Genomic DNA, 19,833 nt, shown 5'->3' with positions numbered 1-19,833 from the left:
TTCTTCCCCCTAGTGCGCTGTCACCAGCTTTTTCTCATGCTGGCCGATCGCTTGGAACAAGCGTTCTCTCAGCTCGCGGTCTGACAAATACATAAATTCCTCCATGAATGTCTTCAGCACCGTTAGCTCGACGTCGACCGCCTTGCCGATATGAATCTTCGGAAAAACCTGCTCTGCCAGCACTTCATTTTGATTCAGCAGCTCTTCGTACATTTTTTCTCCCGGGCGGATGCCTGTAAATTCAATTTTGATCTGGTCTGTCGTATAGCCGGAGAGCTGGATGAGATTTTTAGCGAGATCGACGATTTTGACCGGTTCGCCCATATCGAGCACGAAAATCTGTCTTCCTTTGGCAAGCGCCCCCGCCTGAATAACCAGCCTTGAAGCTTCCGGAATCGTCATAAAGTACCTCGTCATGTCCTGGTGTGTGACAGTGACCGGACCGCCTCTAGCGATTTGTTTTTTGAAAATCGGAATGACGCTTCCCCTGCTGCCGAGAACATTTCCGAAGCGGACGGCGACAAATTTGGTTTTGCTCGTTTTGCCGAGATTCATGATCAGCATTTCTGCGAACCGCTTCGTCGCCCCCATGATATTGGCAGGGTTGACCGCTTTGTCTGACGAGATCAGGACAAAAGTTTCCACTCCGGTTTCGTCGGCGGCTTCAGCGACGTTTTTCGTACCGAGAATATTGTTTTTGACAGCTTCTTTCGGGCATTTTTCCATCAGCGGCACATGCTTGTGTGCAGCTGCATGATAAATGACATTCGGTTTGTAGCGTTCCATCAGCAAAAACATTTTCTCTCTGTCCTGTATGTCGGCGATTTCCGGATAATAGGCGACATGCTTTCCGAACTTCTCCTGCAGTTCCAGCAGAATCGAATGAATGCTGTTTTCTCCGTGCCCGACTAAAACAATCGATTTCGGTTTAAATTTGCTGATTTGACGGCAGATTTCCGAGCCGATTGAACCTCCGGCTCCCGTCACAAGAACGACGCGGTCCTTGACCGTATTGGAGATTTCGCTTGTATCAAGCTGGACAGGCTCCCTTCCGAGCAAATCTTCCGCTTTGACATCGCGAAGCTGGCCGACAGGATGTCTGCCGAGCAAAATTTCGTCTATTTTCGGCATGATTTGCGTTTTGATCCCCGTTTGCGCACACGCCTTGTACATGTCCTGCATCTGAGTGACGCTTAAAGATGGAATGGCGATGATGATCCGGTCAATATTCCACTGCCGGACCGCCTGCATGATCTGCTCTTTTCCGCCTAAAACGGGCAAACCCATGATTTCAAGCCGGTATTTCGTTTTGTCATCATCGATAAATGCGACAGGCTTAATGTTCAATTCCGGCTTTTGCACAAGCTGTTTTGCGATCAAACTGCCGGCAGAGCCGGCTCCGATAATCAGCGCTTTTAAGGATCCTTTGCTTTCTTTGTTCACCTGTTCCCTGATGATGCGCCACATCATCCGCGACCCGCCGATCAAGATCAGCTGGAACAGCCAGCTTAAACATAAAAGGCGAACCGGAACGTTTTGAAAGAAAAACAGTTCGAGGACCGCCGTCACAAGATGGGACAAGGTAATCGATTTAAGCAGCACATATAATTCACCGATGCTTGCGTACTCCCACACTTTTTTGTAAAGGTGGAAGCAATGGGCGAATAAATGCTGAGCCCCAAGCAGTATCAGTGAAGTCATCAGCAGCATTTCCGAAGGGTATAAATCATATGATGGCGAAATCAGCTGATATCCGATAAAGATGGACAGCAAAACCAAGTACGAATCGAGTGCGGTAATAATGGAAAGCCTTCTCCGATATGTCAATTTCCTACCTCCTAATGTATCTTTCTAGCTGATAGGATCTTTTAGGGCAAAATCCCATGAGCTAAAAAGATACGGGCGATTTTCAAATTTAAACCGAGCACGTCAATTAAATAAAAATGGGCATTTAACCCGTCCTCACGCTCCGCCATCGACGACTTGCGTCTAAGGCAGACGGGTAGTCTGCCCACGGTAGAGCCGAGTGCCTCCATCGGTAAAGGCAAGGAGACATCACCTAAAGCGGCGCAGCCGCTTCAAAAGATTACATGGTTGCGTAATTATACTGACGCGCCTTCTTCACTTTCCGCCCGTTCAACACGGCGCCGAGCAGTTCGCTTTTTGAAGAATTCAGCGCGTCCCGCGACTTGATCGCGTTATCAAGTTTTGTTTTTCCGCTGAGGATGACAAGGATGCTTCCATCCACCTGGTTCGCCAATATTTGCGCGTCTGCGACCGGCAATAGCGGCGGTGAATCAAGGATGACTAAATCGTACTGGTTGTACGCTTCAGCAAGCAGATCCTCCATCGCCTGCGACGACAACAACTCGGACGGATTCGGAGGAATCGGACCGCTTGTCAGCACATGGAGATTTTCCGCCGGGCTTTGCTGCACGACATTTTCCAGCGTCGTTTTTTTCATCAATACATTTGTGACGCCAGAATGATTATCGAGCTCAAAAATTTTGTGAATCGTCGGCTTTCTTAAATCCGCGTCGATCAGAAGGACCTTTTTTTCCTGTTGCGAAAATACGACCGCCAAGTTTGAAGACGAGAATGATTTGCCCTCTCCCGGGAGGCCCGATGTGATGAGCAATGATTTAAACGGCTTCTCAAAGGATGAGAACTCAATGTTGGTCCTGATCGTCCGGTATTGTTCGACGATCGGCGCATTCGGCTGATGCAATGCGACAAGCGCCGATTGATATTTGCGAGAGCGTTTTTTTCTAATAGCCAAGCGGCTCACTCCTTCCTGCTTTCACACGGATATTCATATCGGGGTCTCCGCGAAACAGACTTTTTGTATGCTTCATTTGCTCAATACTTCCCAAATAAATAAATCCCGCTTCCTTTTCGACTTGAGACGGCCTTGCAACCGTATCATCGATAAAATCCAAAAAGAACGCCAAAGCGATTCCGGTCATTATTGCGGCGCCGAATGCCAGCAAAATATTCATTTTGTAATTCGGTCTGACAGGAGTCGGCGAATCGACGATGTCGGCTTTTGAAAGGACGGTTATCCGATCGGTGTTCATGATTTGCTTAATCTCTTTTTTGAGCACCGCTGTTAGCGTGTTCGCTATATCGGCTGCCCGTTTCTGATTTTCGTCTTGAACTGTAATGTTAATAATCTCTGATTCGCTTTCACTGCTCGTTGCGATTTTTTCACCCAACCGGCCGGCAGAGTAAGGTAAATCAAGCTCTCTCTTGACTTGCTCCAAAATCACCGGGTTCTTCAGAAGCGCTTGGAATGTCCGCGTGTATTGCAGGTTGATTTGAATATCGCTGTACGTGGCGCTCCCTTTTTTCTCTCCTACTTGATGCACCAAAATCTGCGTCGATGCCTGATAGACAGGTGTCAGCACATAGAACTGAATGATTCCGGTCGTCAATGTTACACCTATTGTCAAAACGAGAATAAGAACCGTTCTTTTTCGCAAGATTGCAATCAGTTCTCTAAAATCAATATTTTCTTTCATGCTTGACTGCCTCCTCAGGAATGCCGTTTGTTAATGATTGGATTATAAAAGAAAAAATTTGAATTGAAAAATGCTGAATTTAGCTATATAGTTCTTTTTAGAGAACAAATCCGTTCGTTTTCTTTTGTTTTCTGTCGATATCTTAAATTTTTGAATTTTATAAAGAACAAATTATTTCTTATAATGAACAGGAAAGCGTTTTTATATGAATGGCAAGGGGAAGAGGAGGAATCAGTATGATCGGAAGAGTCATCCGAATGTACAGAAAAAGAAAAGGCTACTCCATTAACCAGCTTGCTGATATAGCAGGCGTATCAAAATCATATTTAAGCAAAATCGAACGCGGCGTTCACAGAAATCCGTCAGTCGAATTCCTAAAAAAAATCTCCCGTGCGCTGAAAGTGGAATTAAAGGAATTGTTTGATACCGAAGTGATCCTTTATCGCCGGACCGAGCATGAAGACGAGTGGAGAACCCACCTTGTACAGGCCGTGCAGGCGGGGATGAACCAGGAAGAACTGTTTCAATTCACACACCGTCTCAAACAAAAAAAGAAAGAACGGACGCTTTATCGAAACAGGGAGCTGACCCAAGCCAATATCGACGAATGGAGAGCCCTTATGTTGGAGGCCAAAGAAATGGGATTAACCGTCAAAGAAGTAGAAGCGTTTTTGATGAGAACAAAAAACCATTAATTCATCCTGCATTCATATTTAATTTTTAGAAGATAACGGGAGCTTTTGACTTGAACCATTCATCCGGATATAAATCCACATTTCCATTTCAACTTGCCTAAAATTCGGAATAATCGCATTAATAGATATCGCCCGATCATGAAGATCCATGTCTATAGCTCCGTTTTCACCTGTTTGCCTTATTTTTTCATGGCAGTCTTTAAGAGACTTTTTACTTATGTTTATATATAAATGAAGAAACTCGGATTTTGACCTTTCGCATCTTCCTCCAAGGCATGCAAATTCTGTGTCTTGCGGCTTATATCAAGACCTTTGTCACGGCCCGATTCCTTGAATAGGGATGAAGCGTTTTTGTTGAATCCAAGCTGGCTGTTCGTTAAGATGAATAAAATGGAAGAAGGAGATGGAATCATGAAAGTATTGGTACTCGCATTTCATCCGAATATGGAGCAGTCAGTTGTGAACAGAGCATTTGCAGACACATTGAAAGATGCACCCGGCATTACATTCCGCGACCTTTATCAGGAATATCCTGACGAGGCCATTGATGTGGAAAAAGAACAAAAACTTTGTGAAGAACACGATCGGATCGTCTTCCAGTTTCCGCTTTATTGGTACAGCTCGCCGCCACTTTTAAAAAAATGGCTGGACCACGTTTTTCTCTACGGCTGGGCATACGGAACAAACGGCACAGCGCTTCACGGCAAAGAATTCATGGTCGCTGTATCGGCGGGCGCTCCCGAAGAAGCCTATCAGGCCGGCGGGTCAAATCACTATACGATCAGCGAACTGTTACGCCCTTTTCAGGCGACAAGCAACTTCATCGGTACTACATACCTTCCGCCGTACGTCTTCTATCAAGCGGGCACGGCCGGAAAAAGCGAGCTTGCTGAAGGTGCGACACAATACAGGGAGCATGTGCTGAAGTCATTTTAAATGAGAAAAGCCCGGCTTATGAGCCGGGCTTGCAGATTGTTGACAAAATCCCAAAACGACTTTTTGTTTTGGGATTTTGTCATCCTTTCAGCGTGATTGAAAACCCTTGCAGTCTAGGAAGACCGAGCATCGGAGCGGAGCGAATGTTGGAATTCGTGAGCACCGACGCGCAGGCCTGACAACGAATGCGAGGGTTTGTCGACACGCTGAAAGCCCGGCTTATGAGCCGGGCTTGTTCCTTATACTTGAATCTGTTTCACTTTTCCCAATAGAAATAAATAATTTAAAATGGCAATGACGATCAAGGCAGCTGAAAAAAGGAGCGCCGGCACGAAAGAACCCGTTGCGCCAACGATGAAGCCGGTAATGATGGGCCCGACCACTCCGCCCATATTAGAGACTGTATTTTGAATACCGGCAACCATCGACGTCATATTTTTCGGAGCCACATCCCCCGGAAGCGCCCAGACTTGGGACGCGGCGACAGTCGTTCCCGATTTCGCTACACAAAGAAGGATGACAGCCAGGATAGCAGAATCTGCAAAAGCGGCAAAACCGATGCACGAAGCCATGGCAAGCCCGATAATTAAAAACAGTTTCCGGACGGCTGTCAGCGACAGTTTTCCCTTTGCATATATCCGGTCGGACATCCACCCGGCTCCGACTTCAACGACCATTGCAGTCAAAAGCGGCAGAGACGCCATAATCCCCATCTCGATTAAATCCATGCCCCTTTCTTTGACAAGGTATGTCGGCAGCCATGTGATAAAGAAGTAAGAATTATAATTGATCATGAAAAATCCGATGCACATCGCCCATATGTTTCGATATTTGAATAGCTGATACCACTTCAGCGGCTGGCCGCCGCCCGTTTCTTCCATGTGAGCCTGCCCTTCCCGAATATGAGCCAGTTCCGCCTCATTGACGCGCTTATGATCTGCGGGATTCTCCTTAAAGAAAATCATCCAGACAATTCCCCACACGACACCGACAAGTCCGATCAAAAGAAACGTCAGTTTCCAGTCAAAGACCGCTATCATCCAGGCAATCAAAGGCATGGCAACAGCTCCGCCAAACTTTGACCCGCTGTCAAAAATTCCGGCTACTGTCGCCCTTTCTTTTTTCGGAAACCATTTGGCGGCGATCCCCGCATTGCTCGGATATGCAGCAGCCTCTCCGACTCCCAGTGCGACCCGCAGCCCGAGCAGGGATTTGAAGCCTGTCGCAAGACCCGTCAGCGCCGTAGCAACAGACCACCAGACGACCGCAAAACCGAGCGTTTTTTTCTGGCCATACTTGTCGGCCGCCCAGCCTGAAGGCAGCTGCAGCAAAGCGTACGACCAGAAGAAACCGGACATGATGATTCCCATTTGGCCGGCTGTCAAGTTGAATTCCTCGGTAATATAAGGAGCGGCAGCCGAGAGCACTGTCCGGTCAATATAATTGATGGCAATCGCAGCCCACATCATAAACGCGACAACCCAGCGTACATTTGACTTTTTTTGAATCGGGTGATTCAACATGTTATCCACCTCATCCCATTTGTAGAAAACGCTTTCAAATCATGATGCAGGGCATGAATGAAAACACATTCACAACCCGTTGACGACAAACTCCGGTTTTTGTTTGTCGATCAGTACACTAGCGATGTTTTTGACGCATATCATCCCAAGGTTCTGTACGGCATCTCGGGTGTACCCCGCGATATGCGGCATGGCGATAAAACGGTCCAGCTCAAAGAGAGGGTGCTGCTTCAGCGGTTCGGTTTGATACACGTCAAGCGCAGCCCCTGCGATGCTCCCGTTCGCCAAGGCATCATATAACGCACACTCAGACACGATGCCTCCCCTTGAAGCATTGATCAGATAAGCCGTTTCTTTCATAGCGGCTAATTCTTTTTCACCGATCATGTTTTCCGTTTCGGCTGTGAGCGGCATATGAAGGGTGATAAAGTCGCTTTCTTTCAAGAGGTGATCAAGCTCCGTAAATTGGATGTGATGATCGGCTGCGAATGCACGATCGGGAAACACATCATAGGCTAAAACAGTCATATTGAAGCCTTGCGCCCGTTTGGCGACTTCTTTTCCGATCATGCCAAGTCCGACGATGCCGAGTGTTTTGCCGTAAACGTCAGATCCAAAAATCCTCGGCCATTTTCCCAGCTTTGTCTCCCTGTCGGCTGCAGGAATCTGTCTTGCAGCCGATAGCATGAGGCCGAATACAAAATCGGCGACTGCATGCTTGTTGGCGTTGGGAGCATTCGTCACCCAGACATTGCGCTCTTTCGCAGCGTGCAGATCAATATTGTCGACACCGACGCCATGTTTGCAGACAATTTTTAAAGAAGGGAGACGATCCAGGACATACGGCGTAATCTGGTTAAACGCCACGATCGCGGCATCCGCTCCGCCTGCTGCTTCTATGAACTGCTCCTCGGTTATATCTGCAGGAAGGCGTTCCAGCGATATGCCTTTTTTCTTCAAAAACAAGACGGGATTGTCTGAGTATTTCGCAAATGACGGTGATGTACATACGACTTTCATAAGATGCACCAACCTTCTTTCATTTTTCTACGATTTGGGCGCCAGCTCAGCGGCTGACCGCAAAGCAGCGAGCATGCTTCTTTCATCGGCTTTGTTCTGCCCCGCAATGTCAAATGCGGTTCCGTGGTCGACAGAGGTGCGTATGATCCCGCCGTTTAATCCGACCGTAATGTTGACGCCCTCTTCCAACCCGAGGACTTTGACCGGTATATGCCCCTGGTCGTGGTAGCAGGCTACGACCAGGTCAACATCTCCTCTGACAGCTTTGTAAAACAGCGTGTCTGCGGGGTATGGGCCGCCGGCATCAATTCCCTCAGCTGCCGCCTGCTCAATCCCCGGAAGCAATTGCCGTTCTTCCTCGCCGCTTCCAAACAGGCCGTTTTCCCCTGCATGGGGGTTGATTCCGCAAACAGCAATTTTCGGCTGTTCGAATCCGGCTCTTGTCAATGTATCATGTGCGAGACGGATGACTTTATAGGTCCGCTCCGGCGTAATCGACTGAATCGCCTCGATCAGCCCTTGATGCGTTGTCAGGTGAATCACCTTCAGCTTTGGCGAAGCCAGCATCATGCTGTAGTCTGTCGTATTCGTTAAATGAGCGAGAATTTCCGTATGCCCCGGGTATCGGTGTCCGCCTTTATGCAGCGCCTCCTTATTTAAAGGCGCTGTGCAAATCGCTTGAATACAGCCTTTTTTAGCGAGCTCAACCGCTTTTTTCACGAAATGGAAAGCGGCGTTTCCAGCTTCAGCCGATACCTTTCCGACAGGCAGGTTTTCAGGCAGCAGATCGATATCGAGGCAATCGATCTTTCCATGTACAAAACCGCCCTCGTCCGGATGCCCGACCTTGTTAATGACAACCTCTGATCCGATTTGGAAGGCGGCTTTTTTCAGCATTTTCATATCGCCGATGACGAGCGGCCTGCACATGTCATACACTTCGCGGGACTTGAGGGCTTTTACGATAATTTCCGGACCGACGCCTGCCGCGTCGCCCATTGTAATGCCGATAACCGGTTTCTTCATTGTTTATCCTCCTTGTAGCTTGATTGCCGCACTTGCCATCACCGAACGCGAGCCAAAATTTCCGGCCTTTGTCACAATGTACAATTCTTCACCGGCTGCTCCCAGCGGAATGCCGGGCTCTACTTCGTCCAGCAATCGTATCTCATGAATCCGAAGCTGATGCAGCACTTGGTATGCCGTGTCACCTCCGGTTAAAAACAGACGTCTCACATGAAAGGCTTGAATCAGCTCGCCCGCCAATTCGCCTAGTGCACCGGACACCGCATTGCTCGTTTGAACCGGGGTGAGTCCGCGGCTTTCACCAATCTTCTGTGTCTCTGCCGCATTGTCCGAGGTGCAGAGGACGATGTGTTTCGAACGGCGGCGGACGTCCGCCGCCCTCTCCTTCAGCCGTTCGAACTCGTTTCTTTTCTCAGCTCCGCCGCACAGCACGCGCTCTGATCTCATTTCAATTTTTTCAGCCGCACGTCCGGCGAATAGTTCGTGAAGCTGTTCCCTCCCCTTCCGACTCATGCTTCCGACGACAAACATGATCGGCTGGTCGGAAAACGGAACGGTTTGACCGAGCTCCCTTTCTTTCAGATTGAACGCTTTGGGCAGGCAGCTCATCAAGCCTGCCGAACCGGCTAAAATGATAGAATACGGCAAACTCTCCAAAATAAGCGCCAGATCCTGCAGATCGGATTCGTGAACCGAATCGGCCGTCACATATGAAATCCCTTCCGCCCGAAAGCGTTCCAGCTTGTTGCGAACATGCCCGTGTCCGCAGCGGATGTCTTCATATGATAAATGCCCGCTCTTATTTCGAGTCTGCTTTTCTATTAATCTTTGAATATTCGACTCGGCTACAGGCGTTTTCGGATCGTTTGCCGCTTCGGTTTCTTCAAGCTTTACGCCGTTCACATAATGGACGCCGCCGATAACCTGACGTCCGTTTTGAGGGTAGCCGGGAGCGATCAGCACAAAATCCGGCTGAAACACTTCGTGCATCGCTTGAAGCTCGGCTCCGATATTTCCCCTCATCGTGCTGTCGATTTTTTTGTAGACGATATCAAACGATTGCCGGGAGATGTGTTCACTGATGTTTTTCACAATCGCCTTCGCCTCTGCGGCTGACAGCGATCTGCTGTCCGTATTGAAAATAACGACGCCTTCCGTTTCCCGTCTGGTGAATTCGGCGTCGAGTTTGACGGAAACATCCATCCCGTAATGAACAAGCTGACCGCCGCAGTCGTTCGCTCCCGTCAAATCATCCGCGATGATTGCAATTTTCAAATGTCTTCATCCTTTAGTTGATTAGTTTTCGATAGATGTCTTTTATATTTTCCAGACTGAGCGGTTTCGGATTGTTATGAAGCAGGCGCGTCACTTTTGAAGCTGAGTCGGCTAAATCGTCCACGTCGCTTGCGGTTACGCCGAACGCTTTTAAATCCTGAGGAATATTCAGCCGCTTCGTCCACTCTCTTATTTTCTGCACAACGGCCTCAGCCGCTTGTTCGGCGGTCAAATCAGATGCAGCGATTCCCATCGATTCTGCCGCAAGAGACAGCCGTTTTGTAATGGCATCCATATTAAACTCCATCACATGCGGAAGGAGCATCGAATTGGCGACACCGTGGGGAATTCGGTATTTCCCCCCAAGCGGATAGGCGAGGGCATGAACGGCAGCAGTACCGGCAGCCGTCAGCGCCATTCCGCCATACGTCGAACCGAGCAGCATGTTTTCTCTCGCTTGTATCGATGAACCGTTTTCATACGCTTCCACAATACTTGCCGAAATCAATCTGATGGATTCTAAAGCGAACATATCGCTGATCGGGTTTGCTTTCGTCGAAATGAACGATTCAAGCGAATGGGTGAATGCATCCATTCCGGTAGCCGCCGTAATTGATTTTGGCAATCCAAGGGTGATGATCGGGTCAAGAATGACAAGTTTCGGCAAAAGAAGCGGACTGACGATGCCGACTTTCAATTCCTCTTCGGGAAGCGTAACGATCGCGTTCGGCGTCACCTCTGCGCCTGTCCCCGAGGTACTCGGAATCAGCACGGTCGGGATTCCCGGCTTTTCGACCAAATCTGTCCCGAGCAGCTCCTCGACCTTTTTTGAATTCGTTTGCAGCACGGACAATATTTTCGTTCCGTCCAGCACGCTGCCTCCGCCGATTCCGATGAGAATGTCGTATCGTTTATCACGGATTCCTCTAAATACGTCTTCAATATTTTGTGCGGTCGGTTCCGACAATATGGCTGTGCAAACATCTGACTGAATGCCAATCTCTGTAAGCTGAGCCTGTACTTCTCCGATCGCGCCAAGTTTGACAATCGACGGCTGGGTAATAATCAGCGCCCTGTCCGCCTTCGGTACAATCGTTCGTACATGATCTTTGAGCCTGCGGATGGAATGTTCGCCCGCAACGATATGATCGGCTGTCCGAAATTGATAATTCGCTGGCATTCTTGAAACCTCCCTATTTTGATTGATAGTAAGCGACCATTTTTTCGACCTCCAAGAGCGCCGAACCGGCCAGCTCTTGGATGGGCGCTTTCGGCGGGCCTACAGGGATTGAATAAAGCCCAACCGCTTTTTTCAGTGCCGCCGGGATCGTACCTAAACGAAATGTATCGCGAAGCGGCTGAAGCTCCATCTGGGCAGCCTCCGCCTTTTCAGTCTCACCCTCTGACCAATGGTGGTAAATCGACGTTACGATATCAGGGAGCATATTTGCTGTTGCTGCGACTGCTCCCGCTCCTCCCGCTTGAAGCGTTTTCAATATGAGCGAATCGGTGCCTGCAAAAACGGAAAAGTCCTCATTTTTCGTCAGCTCGATATACTGCTGTATGTTTTCAAAGTTTCCGCTGCTGTCCTTAATTCCAACGATATTATCCACTTTCGCAAGCTCTGCCACTGTTTCTGGTTCTAAATGGAAACCTGTTTTTGAAGGGATATTGTACAAAAGGATCGGAAGTGAAACGGATGCCGCAATTGTTTTATAATGCACCGCCGCTTCTTCCTGTGTCGGTGGAATAAAGAATGGCGTGATGACCGACAGCGCATCTGCGCCAAGCCTCTCCATTTTCTTAGAAAGCCAGATCGCTTCTTCTGTGCTGTTTCCTCCGCTCCCTACCATGACGGGAACGCGTCCTGCCGTCTCTTGAATGATGATTTCTGCAACTTTCAGCTTGTCTCCGGTGTTGAACATATGAAATTCCCCGTTGGTACCCAACGCAAAAAGCCCGTGTACATGAGCATCGATCAAATGGTTTGTCAGCTGTTTCAACGCCGATTCATCAATGCTTTGATCTTCTGTGAGCGGTGTCAGCATAGCAGGATAAATCCCCTTTGGTACGAATCCCATGATTGCCTCCCCTTCCTGTAAAGCGTTTTCAAAAATGATTATATACATAAATGTTTCAATAATCAACGGTATTTATCTAAATTATTTTTATTTACTGTTGCATATTAAAACAAAAAATAAAACACCGGTTTAGCCGGTGTCTTATCAATGTGACGATTTCAATTTTCTCCAAAGCGTCGTTCTGTTGATGCCGAGCCTTTCCGCTGTTCTTGTTTGATTGTTCCCTTCTTCGGCATAGATTTTTTGAATGATCCTTTTTTCGATCTCTTCGAGCGTTCCGGATAAATCGATGTCTTCTCTTTCTTCCTCGTTCAAGCGGCTCAGGACCCGTTCGGCGTCAGCCTTCTCGATATAAACGCCCTGCGCTTCAAGGACACAGTTTTGGACTGTTTTTCTCAATTGGCTGAGGTTGCCCGGCCATTTCGCTTCTTCAAGCAGAACACCAGCTTCGCTTCGAAAGCCGACGATTTGTTTGCCGAATGCCTCATTGCTTTCCGCAATAAACAGATAAGCCAGATGCAAAATATCCTCTTTTCTTTCGGAAAGAGGGGGAACGTCCAGCTCCAAATGACAAAGCGCATCATATAAATCGCTTAAAAATTCCCCGGCGCGCCTGCGGGAAGAAGAAACGATCAGCCTCGGCCCGTCATACGGTTCGCTGATCCGCCTGAGTAAAAGCCGTTGCGAGGACGGCGGCATGCGATCGACTTGTTTGATGTATAGCGTTCCTCTCCCTGAAAAGAATTCTTCGCTTTCACACGCCTGTTCCCATTCTGCTTCAGACAGCAAACCGGCATCGATTTTTCGAAACGGCTCATGCTTGTCCTCCCCCTTCATATGGATCAGCCCGGCCAAGCTCTCTTTCCCTGAGCCGGGCGCTCCGTTGATCCATATGGGTTCCCGCCTTGCCGCGAACAACTCCGCTTTTTTCAGCACCTGCTGCATCGTTTCGTTCCTCGATGTTTCCATATAACTCATCCGTAAAGGAGAAAGAGTCGCTGCTCCAGGCAAAGAAGAAACGTGAACATCTTTTGCATTTTCCGCGGTAAATACGGTCAATGCCTCGTCTGATGCGAAAAACCTGCGTCCCGTGATATTCCATGTCCGCCCATGCTTTCGGAATCTAAAATGGATGACTCCCTTCTTTTCCGCTTCCCCGATCAGCTCTTCCAGATGATCCAGCAAGCCGATTTGTTCGGCAAATACGCCGTTTTGAAAAACCGGCCGCAATGTCTTGTTGTATACTGCATAACCGGTCTCGGCCTTTTGTAAAATGTGATACGGCACAGCGTACTTCTGCTTGATGCTCTCTAAAAAGGAATACAGTTTTTTAGCGTTTGCAAAAGCTTTGGCAATGCTTTCTTTTCCGGATGTCAAAAGCAGTCCGTTTAAACCGAGCTGCTCTGCTTTCTCAATTGTGATCACATCGCCGATAATGATCTGATAGCCCTGTTCTTTGAGCTGAAGAAGCACCGGTTCAACATCGCGTTCGTCTGATACGGTGCAGGCGTCGATCCGGATATCCAAAATTTCGCACACTGCTGACGCGCCGTCGGCAATCATCGGAAATCCGACAATTGCCGCTTTGCCGGGATAGCCCTTGGCAAGCGTAAGCACACGCAGCATATCGTATCCCGACACTTCGATATCCACAACCGGAATGGAAACTTCTTGCTGGATCAGCTCAGCGGTTCCACCTCTGCTGATAATCAAATCAGTCCCGTTTGCTTCCGCTTGCTTCGCCAGCTCCACACCCTTCTCTAAATCTCCGGAAGCCGCCTCGAATTCAAAATCCTCGCCGCCTGCCACTTGAATCATCAGCTCTTTTAATCCTTCATATGGAGCAATTGCCATCACTTTCATATTCGATCACCTTTTGTTGCAAATTTAAACACATTATCACTATACCAAAAGGCAGAAATATTTGGAACCGCAAAACGAAGGCAAAATAAAAAGGCTCCATTACGGAAGCCATTTTTCCCCCCACGCGGCCATCTCTTTAAAAATGCCGTGGAACTCTTTACCTTTTTCTGTTAATTCATATTCTACAGTAACAGGAACCGTCGGGAACACCTTCCGGGAAATCATACCGCTTTCTTCAAGATGTCTTAATGTGTCAGTTAATCCTTTAGTGTTGACGTTTCCCAAGTTCCTTCTGAGCTCGTTGAATCGCCGCTTGCCCTGAATGAGCTCGGCGAGAACCAAAAATGACCATTTACCGGAGAAAATTTTCAATACACCCTGTATTAAAGAAGAGCATTCTTTATGATCGACAGCTGAATTCATAGCAATTCCTCCATTGCCTCATTCGCCAATTTTGACTTGATCCTACCATATGGACACCAGAGCATTCAAGAGAACGATCTTACGGTTTATTTTTATAAAGCATATATAAAAAAATTGCGTTCTTGTGGAGCCTCACGGTGGTTGCTATGGTTATATCAAAAGGAGGAAAAACATGAAAAAACAATACGATTCTTTATTCACACCCTTTACTTTTAAAAACGGCATCCAATTGAAAAATAGAATCATCATGCCGCCAATGGGGCATTCATCCTCTATGCCGGGAGGATTCATTTCTGACGACGAACTCGTCTATTATGCCGCGCGGGCGACAGATGTCGGGATGGTCATCACATCTGCGACAACCGTACAGCCCGGAACCGGATTTCCCGGCATTCCCGGAGCTGAGAACGATGATCAAATCCCGGGACTAACCCGGCTTGCAGCCACTTTAAAGAAACATGGAGCAAAAGCAATCCTGCAGCTCTTCCATCCTGGAGCCAAAGGTATAGAGCAGACGGTCAGTGCCAGCGCCGTCGCTCCGAATCAACCGAATGCACCGGTGCCAAGGGCACTGTCTGAGCAAGACATTCAAGACCTTATCCATTCTTTCGGCCAGGCGGCTCGAAGAGCGATAGAGGCCGGGTTTGACGGAGTCGAAATTCACGGCGCAAACGGGTTTCTCATCCATCAGTTCTTCTCTCCTTATTACAACCGGCGCAATGACAGCTGGGGCGGCACTTTAGAGAAACGGATGAGATTTCCGCTTCAGATTATAGAAGAAATCAGACGCGTAGCGGATAGCCGCCATAAACCATCTTTTATCATCGGCTACAAATTTTCGCCCGAAGAGCCGGAAACGCCCGGAATCACAATGGCTGAAACGTTGCCTTTCGTTAATGTACTGCGGGAACAAGCATTGGATTACCTGCACGTTTCTCTCATTGATTTCCGGTCCTTGCCGCGCCGTGGTGCAGACAAATCCCGCACGCGGATGGAACTGATCAAAGAAGCGGTCGGAGACCGTCTTCCTCTGATCGGAGCCGGGAAAGTACACACACCGGAAGATGCCGTTCAAGCGCTGAAAACAGGTGCCGATCTCGTCGGAATCGGTCGGGGTCTTCTGATGGATCCGGAATGGCTTCAAAAAGTTCAAGCCGGAAAAGAGGACGATATTCAAACAACCCTGTCAAGACATGATCAACGAAAGCTCGCAATTCCAGATGCCTTTTGGGAAAGTATACCGATGTATATTGATTTCAACGATTGACGATTCCTCCTTATACGGACTATAGATTCATTAAAAAAGGTGCCTTTTAGCTTAAAATTGATGTCATTTGCAAAAAAATGTATGAGAAAAGAGGAACTTAGACCAGTTGAGTCCCGGAGATGAGTATATTAGAATGATGGTAATTCAATATTGTCGGGATTGTTACTGTCTAAGCAGGCAAGACCTAAAATGTGTGAAGGGCGAAGTCTATCTTTTGCCTATATGACCTTGCACATTTTAGGTCTTTTTTCTGTTCTTCAGGACAATGCCGCAGTTAGGGGGGATGATTGGAAACGTTCATGTTGTCAGGAGCAATCTGTTACATATTGAAAAAGGGAGGAAATATTGATGAACATCAAAAACATCGCTAGAAAAGCGTCAGCCTTAACCGTCGCAGCAGCTCTGCTTGCGGGAGGCGCGCCGCAAACCTTTGCAAAAGAAACGCAAGATTACAAGAAGAGTTACGGATTTTCTCATATCACAAGACATGACATGCTGAAAATTCCCGAACAGCAAAAGAGCGAACAATTTAAAGTTCCTCAATTCGATCCGAAAACCATCAAAAACATCCCTTCAGCAAAAGGTTATAACAAAAATGGAGAACTGATCGATTTAGACGTATGGGACAGCTGGCCGCTGCAAAATGCCGACGGAACAGTCGCTACATACCACGGCTACAATCTTGTTTTCGCGTTGGCGGGCGACCCGAAAGACGTCGATGACACATCCATCTACTTGTTCTATCAAAAGAAAGGCGAAACTTCCATCGACAGCTGGAAAAACGCCGGCAGAGTGTTTAAAGACAGCGACAAATTCACTCCTGACGATCCGTACCTTAAGTATCAAACACAAGAGTGGTCAGGTTCCGCCACGCTGACAAAAGACGGAAAAGTCCGACTGTTTTACACAGCTTTCTCCGGCACGCAATACGGCAAACAGACGCTGACAACGGCTCAGGTCAACTTCACTCAGCCGGATTCGGACACACTGAAAATTGATGGTGTAGAAGATCATAAATCGGTCTTTGACGGCGCCGACGGTTCAGTGTACCAAAACGTTCAGCAATTCATTGACGAAGGAAACTACAGCTCCGGCGACAACCATACGCTGAGAGACCCGCATTATGTGGAAGATCACGGCCGCAAATATCTCGTATTTGAAGCCAATACGGGAACAAAAACCGGCTATCAGGGAGAAGACTCTCTATTCAACAGAGCTTACTACGGAGGCAGCAAGCAGTTCTTTAGAGGAGAAAGCAGCAAGCTGCTTCAAGGAGCGAACAAAAAGAACGCTTCATTGGCTAACGGCGCACTCGGAATCATCGAATTAAATAAAGATTATACGCTGAAAAAAGTCATGAAGCCTTTGATCGCCTCCAATACGGTGACTGATGAAATCGAACGGGCCAACCTCTTCAAAATGAACGGAAAATGGTATCTGTTCACAGATTCAAGAGGATCAAAAATGACAATTGACGGCATTGGTGCAAAAGACATTTATATGCTCGGCTATGTATCAGATTCACTAACCGGGCCATTCAAGCCTTTAAACAAATCCGGACTTGTTTTGCACATGGACCTTGATTACAATGACATCACATTTACTTATTCACACTTTGCCGTACCGCAGAAAAAAGGCGACAAAGTCGTCATCACGAGCTACATCACAAACAGAGGAATTTCAAACGAGCATCACGCCACATTTGCACCAAGCTTTTTGCTGAAAGTCAAAGGATCAAAAACATCCGTTGTCAAAAACAGCATTCTTGAACAGGGACAATTAACGGTAAACTAATAAAACGAACGAAAGAAAATGCCGGTGAACATCGGCATTTTCTTTCGTGTGTCATCTTAGAATAAAGCGGGGAATTTTCTTGAAGAAGACAGTATATAAGCGGATTAGCATTTTAACTGTTTGTCTTGGAATCTTCATCATGATATTGGTTTCAGACCGGGAAACAGAAAAAAAGGGAGAATCCCCGGAAACACCGGAATATCGCGCGGCTTTCCATTTGACAACCCCTGACAAGTGGAAAAACGACCCTCAAAAGCCCGTCTATTTCAATGGAAAATATCATTACTACTATCTCTATAACCGGGACTATCCGGACGGCAATGGGACAGAGTGGCGCCACGCGGTGTCAGATGATCTCGTCCACTGGCAGGATCAAGGGGTTGCCATTCCGAAATATACGAATAAAAACGGCGATCCTTGGTCCGGTTCTGTCGTTGTCGACTCACAAAACACAGCCGGCTTCGGCAAAGGGGCGATCGTGGCGATAATGACGCAGCCCTCGGCCAATGACGGGAAGGAAGAACAATTTTTATGGTACAGCCAAAATGGTGGAAAAACATTTAAACCTTACGGTGAAGAGCCGGTATTGCCTAATCCGGACACCGTCGATTTCAGAGATCCGAAAGTGATCTGGGATGAAGAGGATGATAAATGGGTGATGGCGCTGGCTGAAGGAACGAAAATCGGCTTTTACGAATCACAAAATCTGAAGGAATGGCGTTATACAAGTAGTTTTCAAACAGAAAATATCGGCATCATCGAATGTCCGGATCTATTCAAAATGCGGGCGGATGACGGAACATATAAATGGGTTCTCGGAGCAAGCGCAAATGGAAAAGGTGCCGGCAAGCCGAATACTTATGCATACTGGACAGGCAGCTTCAACGGCAACGAATTTACCGCGGACGAAGCGGAACCTCAGTGGCTTGATTACGGCTTTGACTGGTATGCGGGCGTGACATTTGAGGACGGCGAAACAGACGATCCGTACGAGAAACGCTATGCTTTGGCGTGGATGAATAACTGGGATTATGCAAACCGGACGCCGACATGGAAAGACGGCTTTAACGGAACCGATTCGATCGTCCGGCAAATTCAGCTTAAACATAAAGTCGGAAATCAATACAGCCTTGCCTCTCATCCAATCGATCAATTGGATGAATTAACCGAATCGACAGATGAGTTTGAGCGCATTGAAGTAAACGGATCAAAAACGCTTCAGATTAAGGCAAATACCTATCAGCTTGAGGCGGATATCTCGTGGGCTGATCTTAAAAACGCGGGATTCAGGCTAAGAGAATCCGCGGATCGAAAACGCCATATCGATGTAGGAATTTCGGCTGAAGGCGGTTATTCTTTTGTGAACAGAGGATTTACAGGACAGCCTGACAGCACCCGCACCTATTTGGAAAGCAAAGCACCGTTTGATCCGGAAAAAAAGCGGGTGCATTTCACAATCATCGTAGATCAAAACACTGTCGAAGCGTTTATTGATGACGGCGAAACGACGCACTCAAACCTTGCATTTCCAGACCTGAATGATACGGGTATCACGCTCTTTACCGAAAATGGAACGGCCGTCTTTGAAAATCTAAAGATCAAACATATGCGTTCAATCCACGATTAAACAACAACGGGCGGCCAAGCGGCCGCCCGTTGTTGTAAAAGCGCAAAAAAGCGAGCCTTCCAGCTCACTTTCCGTTTCGTTTCGGCACAACAGCAGACAACAAAATCCCCGCCCCGAGGCCGATCAAAAGCCCCGGTGCCGGATGGTCGAATACTATCCCGATGCCTAATCCAATCAACAGTCCTGACGGTATAAAATAATTGTGTTTTTTGTCCATTTAACCCCGCCCCTTCGTCTAGTCATCACGAGTAACCCCAATTGATATATGCTTCCGGGGAGTCAAATACGACTAAAAGTGCACAAAAAAAACAAGGGCGGCTAATGCCAAACCCTTGTCTTGAAAACGCGCTCGGAGGGATTCGAACCCCCGGCAGACGTGGTACCGGAAACCACCGCTCTATCCAGCTGAGCTACGAGCGCACAATATAATTTTTTAACGTCAGCAATTTATATTATAAGGTCTGTCCTTTAAAAAGTCAATCACAATCTCTTGCTCGAAACAATGCAGGTTTAGATTATACTCGATTTCTTTATTTAATTCGTCCGTTGTTTTCACAAGGCAGATCATACCGTCAATAAAAGACCAAATCTAATCCAGTTGAGAAGCAGCATGGCTACAGCGTAGCCTGTTCTCTCGTCGAGATAAAATCTATGAGCGGCAACAACGCCGAGAAACCCGATCAGCTTTGGTTTCTTCTTATTTGAAGCTCTGAGCGCTCTTGTCTGCGTTCACATATATAACCGGCTTCCTTTTTTCCTATAAATTAAATTGAAGATCAATG

Annotated in this window: 18 protein-coding genes and 1 tRNA gene; 5 read left to right on the top strand and 14 right to left on the bottom strand. The window is 47.5% G+C overall.

Annotation, left to right across the window (positions count from 1 at the left end; translation table 11 throughout):
• Positions 1-9 precede the first annotated feature (9 nt).
• The 3 genes from M1E06_RS03325 to M1E06_RS03315 all read right to left on the bottom strand — a co-directional run bounded on the left by M1E06_RS03325 (position 10) and on the right by M1E06_RS03315 (position 3,521).
• Positions 10-1,827 (bottom strand): polysaccharide biosynthesis protein, encoded by a 1,818-nt coding sequence (locus tag M1E06_RS03325; RefSeq protein ID WP_025810731.1) that lies wholly within the window; start codon positions 1,825-1,827, stop codon positions 10-12.
• 259 nt (positions 1,828-2,086) lie between these two features.
• Complete coding sequence (locus M1E06_RS03320) at positions 2,087-2,779, bottom strand: CpsD/CapB family tyrosine-protein kinase (protein ID WP_196220016.1); 693 nt, start codon at positions 2,777-2,779, stop codon at positions 2,087-2,089.
• Positions 2,769-3,521, bottom strand: a complete 753-nt coding sequence (locus M1E06_RS03315) for a YveK family protein (RefSeq protein WP_025810730.1) — start codon at positions 3,519-3,521, stop codon at positions 2,769-2,771. The genes M1E06_RS03320 and M1E06_RS03315 overlap by 11 nt, the downstream gene beginning before the upstream one ends.
• A 236-nt stretch (positions 3,522-3,757) precedes the next feature.
• Between M1E06_RS03315 and slrR the strand changes: the two genes are divergently transcribed.
• Entirely contained in the window at positions 3,758-4,216 is a 459-nt protein-coding gene (slrR, locus tag M1E06_RS03310) for an HTH-type transcriptional regulator SlrR (RefSeq protein ID WP_023856335.1), read from the top strand.
• 411 nt (positions 4,217-4,627) lie between these two features.
• A complete protein-coding gene (locus tag M1E06_RS03305; protein WP_023856337.1) occupies positions 4,628-5,152 on the top strand; it encodes an NAD(P)H-dependent oxidoreductase in 525 nt (174 codons plus the stop codon).
• Positions 5,153-5,391: 239 nt separating this feature from the next.
• On the opposite strand, the gene M1E06_RS03300 is transcribed toward M1E06_RS03305, so the two are convergent.
• The 8 genes from M1E06_RS03300 to M1E06_RS03265 form a co-directional block, all read right to left on the bottom strand.
• Positions 5,392-6,675 carry an MFS transporter gene (locus M1E06_RS03300; protein ID WP_023856339.1) on the bottom strand — a complete coding sequence of 428 codons (1,284 nt, stop codon included), beginning with the start codon at positions 6,673-6,675 and terminating at the stop codon, positions 5,392-5,394.
• Between the two features lie 69 nt (positions 6,676-6,744).
• On the bottom strand, positions 6,745-7,695 hold the full coding sequence (locus M1E06_RS03295) for a phosphoglycerate dehydrogenase (RefSeq protein WP_050820772.1): 951 nt from the start codon (positions 7,693-7,695) through the stop codon (positions 6,745-6,747).
• A 27-nt stretch (positions 7,696-7,722) separates the two neighbouring features.
• Positions 7,723-8,721: a 4-hydroxythreonine-4-phosphate dehydrogenase PdxA gene (gene pdxA / locus M1E06_RS03290; RefSeq protein ID WP_144497814.1), complete on the bottom strand. Its 999-nt coding sequence runs from the start codon at positions 8,719-8,721 to the stop codon at positions 7,723-7,725.
• A gap of 3 nt (positions 8,722-8,724) precedes the next feature.
• Complete coding sequence (locus M1E06_RS03285) at positions 8,725-9,996, bottom strand: four-carbon acid sugar kinase family protein (RefSeq protein WP_216904442.1); 1,272 nt, start codon at positions 9,994-9,996, stop codon at positions 8,725-8,727.
• A gap of 13 nt (positions 9,997-10,009) precedes the next feature.
• The gene (locus M1E06_RS03280) at positions 10,010-11,176 is read right to left on the bottom strand and encodes an iron-containing alcohol dehydrogenase (RefSeq protein WP_216904444.1); all 1,167 of its coding nucleotides are present in this window, start codon (positions 11,174-11,176) and stop codon (positions 10,010-10,012) included.
• A gap of 13 nt (positions 11,177-11,189) precedes the next feature.
• A complete protein-coding gene (gene dapA / locus M1E06_RS03275) occupies positions 11,190-12,077 on the bottom strand; it encodes a 4-hydroxy-tetrahydrodipicolinate synthase (protein ID WP_020453040.1) in 888 nt (295 codons plus the stop codon).
• A 144-nt stretch (positions 12,078-12,221) separates the two neighbouring features.
• Complete coding sequence (locus M1E06_RS03270; protein ID WP_023856343.1) at positions 12,222-13,940, bottom strand: PrpR N-terminal domain-containing protein; 1,719 nt, start codon at positions 13,938-13,940, stop codon at positions 12,222-12,224.
• Positions 13,941-14,039: 99 nt separating this feature from the next.
• On the bottom strand, positions 14,040-14,363 hold the full coding sequence (locus tag M1E06_RS03265; RefSeq protein ID WP_020453042.1) for a winged helix-turn-helix transcriptional regulator: 324 nt from the start codon (positions 14,361-14,363) through the stop codon (positions 14,040-14,042).
• A gap of 172 nt (positions 14,364-14,535) precedes the next feature.
• On the opposite strand from M1E06_RS03265, the gene M1E06_RS03260 reads away from it, so the two are divergent.
• The 3 genes from M1E06_RS03260 to M1E06_RS03250 all read left to right on the top strand — a co-directional run bounded on the left by M1E06_RS03260 (position 14,536) and on the right by M1E06_RS03250 (position 19,051).
• Complete coding sequence (locus M1E06_RS03260) at positions 14,536-15,630, top strand: NADH-dependent flavin oxidoreductase (RefSeq protein WP_025810725.1); 1,095 nt, start codon at positions 14,536-14,538, stop codon at positions 15,628-15,630.
• A 348-nt stretch (positions 15,631-15,978) separates the two neighbouring features.
• Positions 15,979-17,424, top strand: coding sequence for a glycoside hydrolase family 68 protein (locus tag M1E06_RS03255; RefSeq protein WP_216904446.1), 1,446 nt, complete (start codon positions 15,979-15,981; stop codon positions 17,422-17,424).
• 79 nt (positions 17,425-17,503) lie between these two features.
• Entirely contained in the window at positions 17,504-19,051 is a 1,548-nt protein-coding gene (locus M1E06_RS03250) for a glycoside hydrolase family 32 protein (RefSeq protein ID WP_216904448.1), read from the top strand.
• A gap of 64 nt (positions 19,052-19,115) precedes the next feature.
• Here the strand turns inward: M1E06_RS03250 and M1E06_RS03245 are convergent, their stop codons facing one another.
• The 3 genes from M1E06_RS03245 to M1E06_RS03235 form a co-directional block, all read right to left on the bottom strand.
• Complete coding sequence (locus M1E06_RS03245; protein ID WP_164468296.1) at positions 19,116-19,268, bottom strand: hypothetical protein; 153 nt, start codon at positions 19,266-19,268, stop codon at positions 19,116-19,118.
• 127 nt (positions 19,269-19,395) lie between these two features.
• A tRNA-Arg gene (locus M1E06_RS03240) sits at positions 19,396-19,471 on the bottom strand.
• 144 nt (positions 19,472-19,615) lie between these two features.
• Positions 19,616-19,732, bottom strand: a complete 117-nt coding sequence (locus M1E06_RS03235; RefSeq protein WP_224067385.1) for an NINE protein — start codon at positions 19,730-19,732, stop codon at positions 19,616-19,618.
• Positions 19,733-19,833 lie beyond the last annotated feature (101 nt).

The organism is Bacillus sp. AK124 (assembly GCF_053903085.1).
This window is presented reverse-complemented; position numbering and strand designations above follow the sequence as displayed.